The organism is Ekhidna sp. (assembly GCF_964218185.1).
Classification (GTDB): Bacteria; Bacteroidota; Bacteroidia; order Cytophagales; family Cyclobacteriaceae; genus Ekhidna.
In genome coordinates, this window is record NZ_CAXPLV010000008.1 from 369,535 (window position 1) to 381,713 (window position 12,179).

A 12,179-nucleotide genomic window follows, 5' to 3' on the forward strand; every position below is an offset into this window, starting at 1 on the left:
TCAAAAGTCAATGTTACGAAAATGTTTCCAAGTGATATAACTAAATTTGCGGAATGGGGAATTTTTTGAGAGAACGATTTTCAAGTTTCAAGCTTGCGGAGGATGCAAAAAAGAACGGATACTATGCATTTTTCCGAACGTTCCAGTCTAAGCAAGAGACGCAGGTAAAAGTCAATGGGAAGGATGTTTTAATGTTCGGATCCAACAGTTATTTGGGCCTAACAACTCACCCCAAAGTAATTGAAGCTGCCGAAGCTGCTGTTAGAAAATATGGTTCAAGCTGCTCAGGATCGCGTTTCCTTAATGGAACCACAGATATGCATGAACAGCTGGAAAATAACCTGGCAAAGTTCCTCAACAAAGAAGAAGCACTCGTTTTCAGTACCGGATTTCAGGTAAACCTTGGTGTGCTCCCTACCATCGCCAAGCAAGGTGATGCGCTTCTTTTGGATAGATTGAATCATGCCTCTCTTTATGAGGGCGCCAAACTAAGTGACGCTTCTACCGTCGTTTTCCGTCATAACGACATGAACGCACTTGAAAAAAAGCTTGCTAATCTTCAGGATGCAAATCACAGAATCATAGCTGTAGATGGAATCTTCAGCATGGAAGGAAACATTGCAAAGCTCCCTGAAATTGTAGCGCTTGCTAAAAAATATAAAGCGTCAGTCATGAGCGACTGTGCCCACGCCATTGGCGTATTGGGTGATCATGGCAGAGGTACCCCGGATCATTTCGGCCTAAATGACGATGTAGAGCTTATCGGAGGAACCTTCAGTAAATCTTTAGCATCACTTGGCGGATTTGTGGCAGGTGATAAAGAGACCATCCAATACATACGTCATGTCGCCAGATCACTGATCTTTAGTGCCAGCATGACACCTTCATCTACGGCAGCCACCATTGCGGCTCTTGATATCATGTCTACGGATGATTCGAGACGATTAAAACTTTGGGAGAACACCAATTATTCCCTTAAGCGTCTTAAGGAGTTAGGCTTTGACACAGGTTATGCAGAAACACCAATTATCCCAATCTACATTAGGGACAATGAGAAGGCTTATAAAATGACTATGCGCCTGTTTGAAGAGGGCGTCTTTGTAAATCCTGTAGTAGCGCCCGCCGTTGCACCTACTGATACGCTTATCAGATTCTCTTTGATGGCAACTCATTCCATTGAGCAAATAGATATTGCCATCGATAAAATCTTAAAAGTGGCAAATGAGCTAGATGTAAAACGTCAAACTGAGGCGGCTTAAGTTGAAAGTTGCGATTACAGGAGCCAATGGTTTTCTGGGTTCTTATTTGGTAAAAGAGTGCCTCCTTCAAAATTGGGAGGTTCATGCTTTTATCCGAAAAAACGCCAACACTTCTCTTCTTCCCCAGCATGATCTACTATTGATTCATCCGATCAATTATAATCAGGATGTAGCTCAGCAACTTTCAGAGATAAAATCTCAAGTTGGATCGGTTGATTTCTTCATTCACAATGCCGGCATGACGGTAAGTCTTAAAAATGAAGAGTATTATCAAGTCAATGTTGGCATCACAGAGACGCTTACGGATAGTTTAAATGCCTCTGGTTTTTTGAAGAAAGAGGGGAAATTCATCTACACATCCTCCTATGCAGCACATGGACCTGCAACTATCAAACAGCCGGTTTCGCATTACGGAAGAAGTAAACTTCAGGCTGAAAAAGTCATTGTAGAGCGTATGCCAAATCACTTGCTTGTAAGGCCAACAGCCATCTATGGTGGTGGTGATGAGGCTTTTCTTCCTTTATTTAAAGGCGCTAAGATGGGGGTTTATCCTGTGACTGATGCAAAGCAACGCATGAGTATGATTCATGCGGCTGATTTGGCTCGAATGGTAATTCAGGATATGCAGACATCCACTGGCATCCTCCATTACAACGACGGCAATACATATCTACACCAGGAGTTTATTGAAATCTTTGAAGAGCTTTTCCAGAAAAAAGTAAGAAAATTTCCTCTTCCTAAATGGTTGGCGAAGCTTTCCATGGGTTCGTCTGATCTGTGGCACAAAATCATTAAAAAACGCCCTGGGATAACTCTCGAAAAATTTGATGAAATCTCTCAACATTGGGATCTTCACACAACAGATTTAAAACACTCGTCTGTCAAACCTCAAATATCTTTGAAAGAAGGATTCAAGGATTCACTAAAATTTTACCAAGAAAACGACCTCATCTAATGTCGATTGAAATACGGGAAATCACCACAAAAAAGGAACTAAAGCAATTCATCAAGTTTCCTTTTGATCTCTATAAAGGCAATTCCAGCTATGTCACTCCGCTCATTGATTTCGAGATGAGCACACTACTAAAAGAAAAAAATCCTGCGTTTGATCATGCAGATGCAAAATATTGGGTAGCAGAAAAAGACGGCAGAATTGTAGGCAGAATAGCGGCCATCGTATTGGATCCTGAGCTGAAAGAAAAATCTCTGGCTCGCTTCGGTTGGATCGATTTTATTGATGACAAGAAGGTATCACATCTACTACTTGAAACAGCAAAAAAGTGGACAGAATCCAAAGGGGCAAAAGCCATTCATGGCCCAATGGGGTTCACTGATCTTGATTTTGAAGGGGCACTTACTGAAGGTTTTGATCAACTGGCAACCCAGGCAACCATATACAATCATCCCTACTATATCGACCATTATAAAGCCTGGAATATGGAGATTGCTGCCACCTGGGTTGAGCTAAGGGGCAAAGCTCCTGCGAAGAATCCGGAAAAGGTAAGTAGAGCGGTAAGAATCATTGAGGATCGGTTCAAAGTGAAAGTGAAGGAATTTAAAAACACCAAAGAAATACTCAAATATGCCCCAGGTGTTTTCGAAGTACTCAACGAAGCGTATTCAAACCTATACGGATACATTCCTCTTACCCAGAAGCAGATCGACTATTACGTAGAACAATATTTCGGGTTTATCAGAAAAGAATTTGTCTGCATCATTACCAATGAAGCCGATGAAGTGGTCGGGTTTGCTCTTACTTTGCCATCCCTTTCCAAAGCATTTCAAAAAGCCAAAGGGTCTCTTTATCCATTTGGGTTCATTCATGTTCTGAAATCATTCTATTTCAACGACACTGCTGACTTATTTCTTATTGGAGTAAAACCAGAATACCAAAAACTGGGCGTGCATGCACTCATTTTCGACTACCTTCAAAAGGTCTACGAAAAGAAAGGCATCAAATACATGGCTTCAGGGCCTATGCTTGAAAACAATAGCAATGTTCTGAATACCTGGAGTGAGTTTGATCTTGAAATTGGGAAAATAAAGCGAAGCTGTTTTATCAAGCATTTCTAATCGGACTTTAGTAGTTTCACCACATGGTATTGAAAGACAATAATGCACTCATCATAGGTGGCTCCAGTGGGATTGGATTAGCGACGGTTAAGAAACTAGCAGCAAATGGATGCAACATCACTATCATCCACAGAGATAGAAAACAAGGCGTTATGGACCTGGAAGATGTCATCACAGACCTTAACAAAAAGCACAATGTTTCAATCACCAATTACAACATTGATGCGACCAATCCTGAAAAAATCACCGAGGTAATTCAAGTACTAAAAGACTCGGGCATTTCTCAATATCATCTTGTTTTGCATGCAGTCTCTAGAGGGAACTTGAAGCCCTTTGTTTCAGATGGACCAAAGCTAAGCGCACAGGATTTAGCACTCACCATTGAGGCAATGGGGACAAACCTTAAGTATTGGCTAGATGCTCTATTAGAAGCAACCTTAATATCGGATGGATCTAAAATTCTTACACTAACCTCCGAAGGAAATGATCGATTTTGGGAAGGGTACGGTGCTGTTGCCTTGGCAAAATCAACCTTGGAAACCCTTTCAAAATATCTCGCCATTGAGCTAGCTCCTAAAGGCATAACCGTCAACATCGTGCAAGCAGGAGTTACAGATACTCCATCTTTGCGACTCATTCCCGGTTCGGGTGAACTCATAGAACAGACTAAACAACGAAATCCTTATGGAAGGCTGACCACCCCTGAAGATGTGGCCAACACCATCTATTTATTGGCCCAGCCAGAAGCTAAATGGATAAATGGGGCCTTGATTCATGTAGATGGCGGAGAACATTTGATATGAGCGACTATAGCAAAATCATAAGCCTACTTCCTTACAAACGACCATTCTTGTTTGTCGATGAGATCACATCCTTGAATGATGATGGAGCAATGGGAAGCTACACAATCAGAAAAGATGAATTTTATTTGGACGGCCATTTCCCAGGCCAGCCTGTAGTTCCCGGAGTTATTTTAACAGAGATAATGTGTCAAATTGGTTTAGTGTGTCTTGCTATGCACCTCATGAATCTCGACGAAGACTCTAAAGTACTTCCAGCCTTCACGAGTGCCAATGTAGACTTCCTCGCAAAGGTTTCTCCCGAAGACAAACTTATTGTTGAATCAAAAAAAGTCTATTTTCGCTTCGGAAAATTAAAATGTACCGTATCCTGCAAAAAAGAAGATGGAACTGTAGTGGCCAAAGGTGAGTTAGCAGGTATGGTAGTGAAATCAGAAGCTTAAATTTTGAAAAAACATAGAGTTGTAATTACCGGACTAGGTGTAGTAGCTCCAAATGCTATTGGGGTAGATAATTATGAGAAGGCATTGCGAGAAGGAAAATCCGGAATCAAGCATTGGGAAGAGTTAGATAAAATAAATCTAAGATGTCAGATTGGCGGAGCACCTGATTTAGGATCGATCAATCTTGGAGATTATCTTCCAAGACTACTTGCAGAGAAAATCACTAACAAAGGGGTGTTATATGCTATGCTATCTGGCGTGGAAGCATGGAAAGATGCTGGTCTCCAGCCAAACACAGAAGAAAGAGATTTTAATTCAGGGATGATTTTTGGAGCTGGTGATCTCAGCTTTGACAGCTTCATCAATCGTGAATTTCCTTCCTACCCTATCGATAATGGAGAAAGCAGAAAGCTTGGCTCCAGAACAATTTCTGAATGTATGAATAGTGGGGCTGCAGCCTACCTAAATTCGATTCTAGGCTTGGGTAATCGTGTTCAATCAAATTCATCTGCATGCATCACAGGCTCTGAGGCTGTCCTGATGGGGTATGAGTACCTTTCTCAAGGACGCGCTGATCGCATGATCTGCGGGAGTACTGAAGGAGATGGCCGATATATATGGGCTGCATTCGATGCAATGAGGGTGCTTTGCTCCGATTCAAACGACAAACCACACTTTGGCTCACGACCAATGAGTGATTCTTCATCTGGATTTGTGCCTTCTGGTGGATCTGGTGCTCTTGTATTAGAAACTCTTGAAAGTGCCCAAAAGCGAGGTGCTAAAATCTATGGAGAGATTCTTGGTGGGCATGTGAATTCAGGTGGCCAGCGAAGTGGGGGCACAATGACAGCTGCAAATCCTGAGGCTGTAGTAGATTGTATTACCAGAGCCATGCAAGATGCAGATATCAAACCTGAAGAAATAGATTTAATCAATGGTCACCTTACCTCGACTAAAGGTGATCCTGCAGAAATAAGAAATTGGGTTAAAGCACTTGGAAGGTCGGGCAAAGATTTTCCATTGATCAATACTCCAAAATCAATGATTGGACATGCGGTGGCCGGAGCTGGTTCAGTGGAGCTGGTAGCAAGTGTTTTGCAGATGAGTAAAGACTTTGTTCATGCCAATTTGAACGTTGAAAATATTCATCCGGAAATTTTATCAGAAATTTTTGGGGGTTGTATTCCTACGAGTTGCCAAAGCAAGGAAGTAAACACAGTCATTAAGGCAAATTTTGCCTTCGGTGACTTAAATTGCGCGCTCGTTTTACGGAAATACAAAGAAAGATGACAAGAGAAACTGTTAAAACCGACCTGATTAATATCATCAAGCCTTATTTACCAGAGGAAATCATGGAGAAAGAGGTGTCTGAAGACAAGCACCTAATTAATGATTTGATGATCAACTCGGCACATATCGTAGATATTGTTCTAGATATCGAAGATAAGTTTGATATCATGATTGATGATGATGTGATTGGAGAAATGAATACTGTTCAGGATTCAATCAATGTAGTTCTTCAAAAAACTGCTTAATTACTTAAGCTAATTCTTTAAGTAATTTCTGATCGTATTTTCTCTGCATTCTATTCAGAGGCCAGTATCCAAGCGTCCAAATAAGACTTGCCACAAGGAAAAGTTCAAAACGACCTAGAATAGCAAACATAACAGCTGCATTTCGGTGGGTGTTACTACCTCCAAGCCAAGCCCACCAAAAAAGCAGTTTCATATTGTACTTTCTATATAAATTATCAAATGCCTCACCTTTCGTCGCTGAAAGCTTTCGCATATCTAGTCGATCTTGCGGAGTTCGTGTAGAAAAAGTAATTTGTTTTCCGGTGTAATCTTTATTCACAAAGTAAATAAACCGGTCGTACCACTTGTCACCGGTTTTTTCTACCTCATCTTTATGTATAGCAATTTTTCCAGCATCTGATCTGCCAACTAGATAAAGGTATTCTGATTTATAAAACTCGTAAAGGGTCGCTTTGTAGCTGTGTGCCCAGACGGTAGCTGCTCCAAGAATTAGAATAGACCACCCGTAATCTTCCAAGAGATAGAGAGTGCCTCCGACATAAAATGAAAAGAAAACCAAGTTATCGATCATTCCGTCGATCATCCGTCCCATTTCGGAAGACTGACCTGTCATCCGAGCCAACTGACCATCAGCACTATCGAGCACTCCAGCAATGATTACTAAAAAACCTCCAATGGCAACAACCACAGTTTGATCCTGAAAGTAAAACAAAGCCCCTCCTATTACACCTACAAATAGGCTTATGAAAGAAACATGTGTTGGTGTCAGCCTCAGCCACTTAGCAATTTTGGCAAAATACAGTCCATAAAACCTGCTGAAATAGATATCAAATCGTTCTTCTATATCTATTAGCTTGATGGTGGAAAGTACTTCATCTAGATGATTCTGATACTTTCTTCTCAAATAACTAAACATGAATCAGACGTGTCGTTTGATTCTTGTGAAAAGCGAAATTCTATTGTCAAAGATGAAATTCCAGATCACTTTTGACAAACTTTTGTGAGCATATAAGTTATCATAATACTTACCTGCAATTTTCTTCAATTTAGGAAGTCTTGATCCCGGGATGGTTGGAAAATCGTGATGTTCGTTGTGGTAGCCTACATTAAATATGAGCTTATTCCACCAACCATAATATGAGTATGTTTCCTGACCTTCTTTATAAATAAAGTGCTCTGACACAAAGTGCCCAGCCATTGGGTGCAGCCCAGTTGCCAATGCTGTAGATAGACCTAGATAAAGGATTGCATAACCACCAGCTAAGTAATAATAACCGATCATTGCAGCAATCTGGACCACTGCATTAATAATTTGCCACTTGTCTGGCTTAATAGGGTGTACGAGAACAGGTCTTATTAAGTAAACAGGTATTTGAATAATTAACCATAGAAATTTACCTAATGGACCTCTAAAGAATTTAGCCTCCCATCTTACGGCCAGATCAGTATCCACTCCCTCTTTTCCTTGATGCCAGTGATGTTTTGCGTGATATGCTTTGAAAGCCATAGCGACAGGAAACACGAAAGGGAAATTAACCACGATTGCTAACCAGTTGTTTAACACCTTGTTTTTAAATGCTAGATTGTGCGTAATCTCATGAGTAGCAGGAATCAACATGTGTGTCAACGTGCCTCCAACAAAAAATACCAACAATGCAAAAAGCCAAGGGTTTTCAGGTAAGAAAAATACCGGAATAGCCAACTGAAGAAAGGCTATAAAAAGTGACTTGTAAATTAAAGATGGATCTGTGCCAAAAAGCTTTTTCACTTCCGGAAACTCTTCCATAATCACCTTCCTTCGGGTAATATGCGGTTCCTTTTCTTTGCTCCAATTAAAATCCTTTTCGTTCATATCGGCATAAATTTCTTCCAAGCGCAAAATTAACTAATGTGGTCGTAATAAAGTTTTTGATACTACACTCCCTATTTTATCCAGCAGATTCATCAGGGTGACTGCTTTCCATGTAGCTAATTTTGAAAATTGATCATTCACAGCTGGCTCACGCACTTCGGACAATACTTTCTTCTTAAAATCCTGAATAAGATCATTGTCTTGCGACACAAAAACCACCTCCTGCTCAAAATAATAACTCACCAAATCGTAATTGCTACTTCCAAAAATCAGCTTTTCATCATCTATCAAAATGGCTTTCATATGTGACATACCAGGGTATTCTTTCAACTCGAAATATCCCTTTTGTTGCTCTGACAAAATAATGTTTTTAAAAATCGATTTATTGTTCTCCTGAGGAGATACAATCGTAATCTTCACCCCATTGTCAGCCACCGACCTCAACACCCCCAATAATGGCTCGGAAATGTAGGGTGAAATAATTTGGACTGAATTTTTGGCGGACTTAATGTGGCCAAAAAAATCATCATATAAGGATTTGCTTTTCGATCCGTTGAGCAGGTATAGTTGTCCATCGTCTGTTTTAATGGCAGTAGATTGGTTGGTTCCATCCCATGTTTTAGCAAAATCCTGGGTCAGACTACTTCCAAGTTTGGCATCACTCAGTTCCACCATCATATCATGCCAGGCAAAGTTGTGATCACTAAAATTGATACCGCCCAAAAAACTGTGTTTGCCATCTACAACCACCATCTTCTTGTGATTTCGTAGCGGATATTTCTGCCCCAAAAAACCCACTGGATTGGTGAACTTTACTTCAATACCTGCTTCTCCCGCTTCATCAATTAGCTTTCTGGTGCTCTTAATCTCTTTTCTAAATTCTTTGTCTGCCAGGTATTTTTTTGATAGAACGAAATGATCGTTTATCACCACTTTGGAATAGCTATCAATCAACAGACGCTTATCTTTCGCCGGACTGGCTTTCATGACTTTGATTAGCCATTTTCCAGCATCATCTCCCTCGAAAGTCATGGCCTGCGCCAATAGAGACTCTTTAGCGGTTGATGCCACATCCTCTAGTCTTCGCATGAAGGATCCAGAGCCCAACAAGATTTTTGATTGTGCCAAAGGATAATTTTTAGCCAAAATTAACTGGTTTGTTCAATCCATGTACTCGACCTTATTCAGATCGAAAATGAATGAACCTACAGTCATATCAATTTCCAGTCGTAACGGAAACCTATTTTGATCGTCACTCATGATGACACGTCCTGTTTTACCATTATCAAAATACTCTCCTTCTGGAAATACCAACCCAAACTCCAATGCACGCACCTTTCTATTGTCATATTTATGAGTCGTGCTACTTCCTGGAAGCATCTTGAATTCGTAAAGATCATTGGAGAAAAAAGTGCGGACCTCTACTGTTTTAGCAAACTGTGAATTATGCCTGCTTCTTAGCCACATATACGTACTAAGTGCATCCCGAATGGGCACATTGCCTGATGGAAACTTATGATACCTCCATTCATCGAGATCTTCAATGTATGCTTTTACTGAAACTGAATCAGCATATGAAAAATAATCATGTCGAATATCAATAGACCCTTTACCCTCCATGTCACGATCAGACCTTAGAGGCTGAAGTTGGTTAGCTTCTATTAAAGATTCCATACAAACACTCAGCTTAGAAAACACTCTAAACCAACTTGCAGTGGTTACGGTAAATTGTACTTTGTAGTGAGGGCGCTTGCTTTTATCCGGATAATGAAACTCCGGATCCAACCAAAGTACTGCCTCTCCGATATTAAACCAGCCAAACTTCATGTTATATGTGAGTTTTTCCCCAGGTTTGAACGGATATGTTTTATTTTGAGCCCTAGATTGATAGCTGCCTAAAGAAAGGGCCACCCAAATAATTATCAACATCCAACCTCGAAAGATTGAGCTAAATGAAAATCGCGCTTGTATGTCCTTATGATTTTTCACGTCCGGGTGGAGTTAAGTCACACATTGTTAGTTTGGCAAAACATCTTGCAATGATAGGCCATCAGATTAAGATCCTGGCACCCAATATTAATGTTAATCTTGTCGAAGAAAAAAATGTGCATTTTTTTGGGCGGAACAGGTCGGTGAATATAGGTGGAACAAAGATAGATGTAAACATTGCACTTGGTGAAGAAAAGAAAGCACTTAAGAGCTTTCTTGAGAAGGAGAAATTTGATATTATTCATTATCACACCATCTGGAATCCACTTCTTCCATTTCAAGTCCTTCGCCACTCGAAAACAAAACAAGTAGCAACTTTTCACGACACCCCAAAAAGTCAGTTTGTTGGTGACTGGATTATGCCAACAGTGGCAAGAGGGATTTTCACATTTCTTGATCAGATTATTTCTGTATCGAAAAGTCAGTCCGGCTATATATCTCGATTTTCCAAAAGGGAAATCCACATCATTCCAAATGGAATTGACCTGGAAGAAATCGCGTCCATTGCTCCTGAAAAAAGCAGTCGAAATGATGAGTTTTTTCAATTGTTCTTTATGGGGCGATTGGAGCCAAGAAAAGGTGTGATGCATGCGCTAAAAGCCTTTCATCAATTAAAGCTTCGTTATCCTAAAATGAAGCTGGTAATAGCGGGAGATGGTGATGGTAGAGCAGAAGTAGAGAAATACATTGCTGATCATTCTTTGCAGGATGTGGAAATGCTTGGATTTGTGGATGAGAAAACGAAATACAGGCTACTAAAAGAATCTGAAATCTATTTAGCACCTGCACTGTATGGCGAGAGTTTTGGAATTGTACTTCTCGAGGCAATGGCTGTTGGTACTCCGATAGCAGGCTATGCCAATGCCGGATACAAAAATGTGATAACCCATGAAATGATGGATGGTTTTGCAGAACCTGAAAAACTGGATCAATTTGTTAGTTGCATTGAAAACCTGATTCCATCTCCAAAGCGTGAAGCGTTAGCAAAACATGGCCTAGAAGAAGTAAAAAAATATGATTGGGCTGAAGTTTCTAAGAAAATCAATTCAATATATCAAGCCTGAGCAGGAACGTATTTAAAATCAGGGTTACCAAACTTTTTAAGAACCCTGAAATGCGAAGCAACCGCCTCACCAAACGTTTCGTGACAATTGTAAGGCACTCCATGCTTTTTAGCGATTCGCTCCACAATCGGGCTAATTTTAGGATAATGTACGCTGCAAACATTGGGGAATAAATGGTGCTCAATCTGGTAATTCAACCCCCCGACATACCATGATAATAATTTGTTCTTTCTTGCGAAATTGTTGGTTGTGTACATTTCATGTATCACCCAGTGATCATCGATAATATTTTGCTCATTGGGAACAGGATGAGTTGTTTCTTCCACCACATGAGCCAGTTGAAAAACAACCCCAAGGATTATTCCTGCGGTGAGGTGTACGGTTAAAAATCCAATCAAAAATTGCCACCAAGTCACATCAAGAATCATCAATGGAAGCACGATTGCGTATCCATAGTATACCAACTTAGCTACCACCAGCGTAACCCACTCTTTAAGTGGATGTTTTTTGTTTTCGAATGGTCCAAGCGGAGATTTAAAAAAATACCAGTAGTCTTTGACAAAGATCCAAAATATCGTAGCAAAGCTATATGCCGGAAGAGCCAAGATGTGCTGCAAGCGATGGATGGGTTTAAACTCAGAATGCGGAGATAGCCTTATAAATTCAGCTACCTCAAGATCCTCATCATGCCCTTGAATATTTGTATACGTATGGTGAATCACATTATGGGTAATCTTCCATATATAACCATTTGCACCAACCATATCGAAAGATAATCCTATGATATAATTCACGGTTCCATTAGATGAGTACGATCCATGGAGTGCATCATGCGAAATAGAAAATCCAATTCCAGCCATTCCTACGCCCATTGCCACACACAATACCCACATAATCGGCAGTGAAAAAAGACCTGAAAGGATGAGTGCAAACGAGCCAAAGTAAATACTGAATATCAGAATGGTTTTAATGACCATCTCAGCATTTGCATGCTTAGATAAGTTATTTTCTTTAAAATAAGCTTTCACTGCAGCCTTCACATCCTCGCTGAATGCTTTATTGATCTTATTATTAAAGGTTACTTGCTTTGGCATAACTAGTTAATTAAAATACAAAGATAAACGCTTTATTTATCAATGAATAAACACTTCTGAGCACACATTG

13 protein-coding genes are annotated in these 12,179 nt (G+C 40.2%); 8 read left to right on the forward strand and 5 right to left on the reverse strand.

The genetic code is table 11. From position 1 onward, the window contains the following. Positions 1-53 precede the first annotated feature (53 nt). From ACEQZT_RS14385 to ACEQZT_RS14415, 7 genes are read left to right on the forward strand one after another with little or no spacing between them, the layout of a single operon-like run. The gene (locus ACEQZT_RS14385; protein ID WP_370090150.1) at positions 54-1,259 is read left to right on the forward strand and encodes an aminotransferase class I/II-fold pyridoxal phosphate-dependent enzyme; all 1,206 of its coding nucleotides are present in this window, start codon (positions 54-56) and stop codon (positions 1,257-1,259) included. Position 1,260: 1 nt separating this feature from the next. After that, positions 1,261-2,214, forward strand: coding sequence for an NAD-dependent epimerase/dehydratase family protein (locus ACEQZT_RS14390; RefSeq protein WP_370090151.1), 954 nt, complete (start codon positions 1,261-1,263; stop codon positions 2,212-2,214). Next, positions 2,214-3,332: a hypothetical protein gene (locus ACEQZT_RS14395; RefSeq protein WP_370090152.1), complete on the forward strand. Its 1,119-nt coding sequence runs from the start codon at positions 2,214-2,216 to the stop codon at positions 3,330-3,332. The genes ACEQZT_RS14390 and ACEQZT_RS14395 overlap by 1 nt, the downstream gene beginning before the upstream one ends. Before the next feature lie 23 nt (positions 3,333-3,355). After that, positions 3,356-4,135: an SDR family oxidoreductase gene (locus ACEQZT_RS14400; RefSeq protein WP_370090153.1), complete on the forward strand. Its 780-nt coding sequence runs from the start codon at positions 3,356-3,358 to the stop codon at positions 4,133-4,135. Beyond that, complete coding sequence (locus tag ACEQZT_RS14405) at positions 4,132-4,575, forward strand: 3-hydroxyacyl-ACP dehydratase FabZ family protein (protein ID WP_370090154.1); 444 nt, start codon at positions 4,132-4,134, stop codon at positions 4,573-4,575. Before ACEQZT_RS14400 ends, ACEQZT_RS14405 begins: the two co-directional genes overlap by 4 nt. Before the next feature lie 3 nt (positions 4,576-4,578). Beyond that, the gene (locus ACEQZT_RS14410; RefSeq protein WP_370090155.1) at positions 4,579-5,865 is read left to right on the forward strand and encodes a beta-ketoacyl synthase; all 1,287 of its coding nucleotides are present in this window, start codon (positions 4,579-4,581) and stop codon (positions 5,863-5,865) included. Next, the gene (locus ACEQZT_RS14415; RefSeq protein WP_370090156.1) at positions 5,862-6,110 is read left to right on the forward strand and encodes an acyl carrier protein; all 249 of its coding nucleotides are present in this window, start codon (positions 5,862-5,864) and stop codon (positions 6,108-6,110) included. The genes ACEQZT_RS14410 and ACEQZT_RS14415 overlap by 4 nt, the downstream gene beginning before the upstream one ends. 4 nt (positions 6,111-6,114) lie before the next feature. Here ACEQZT_RS14415 and ACEQZT_RS14420 read toward each other — a convergent pair whose 3' ends face one another. Genes ACEQZT_RS14420 through ACEQZT_RS14435 form a run of 4 tightly spaced genes read right to left on the reverse strand, consistent with a single transcriptional unit; the run spans position 6,115 to position 9,891 of the window. Next, entirely contained in the window at positions 6,115-7,026 is a 912-nt protein-coding gene (locus tag ACEQZT_RS14420) for a CDP-alcohol phosphatidyltransferase family protein (RefSeq protein ID WP_370090157.1), read from the reverse strand. A 3-nt stretch (positions 7,027-7,029) separates the two neighbouring features. Further along, positions 7,030-7,962: a fatty acid desaturase gene (locus tag ACEQZT_RS14425; RefSeq protein ID WP_372530166.1), complete on the reverse strand. Its 933-nt coding sequence runs from the start codon at positions 7,960-7,962 to the stop codon at positions 7,030-7,032. 33 nt (positions 7,963-7,995) lie between these two features. Further along, entirely contained in the window at positions 7,996-9,090 is a 1,095-nt protein-coding gene (locus tag ACEQZT_RS14430; RefSeq protein ID WP_370090159.1) for a phosphatidylserine/phosphatidylglycerophosphate/cardiolipin synthase family protein, read from the reverse strand. A 33-nt stretch (positions 9,091-9,123) separates the two neighbouring features. Further along, positions 9,124-9,891 (reverse strand): DUF3108 domain-containing protein, encoded by a 768-nt coding sequence (locus ACEQZT_RS14435; RefSeq protein ID WP_370090160.1) that lies wholly within the window; start codon positions 9,889-9,891, stop codon positions 9,124-9,126. A gap of 23 nt (positions 9,892-9,914) precedes the next feature. On the opposite strand from ACEQZT_RS14435, the gene ACEQZT_RS14440 reads away from it, so the two are divergent. Further along, positions 9,915-11,015 (forward strand): glycosyltransferase family 4 protein, encoded by a 1,101-nt coding sequence (locus tag ACEQZT_RS14440; protein WP_370090161.1) that lies wholly within the window; start codon positions 9,915-9,917, stop codon positions 11,013-11,015. Here the strand turns inward: ACEQZT_RS14440 and ACEQZT_RS14445 are convergent. Continuing rightward, positions 11,006-12,109, reverse strand: a complete 1,104-nt coding sequence (locus tag ACEQZT_RS14445; RefSeq protein ID WP_370090162.1) for a fatty acid desaturase — start codon at positions 12,107-12,109, stop codon at positions 11,006-11,008. The genes ACEQZT_RS14440 and ACEQZT_RS14445 overlap by 10 nt on opposite strands. Positions 12,110-12,179: the final 70 nt, after the last annotated feature.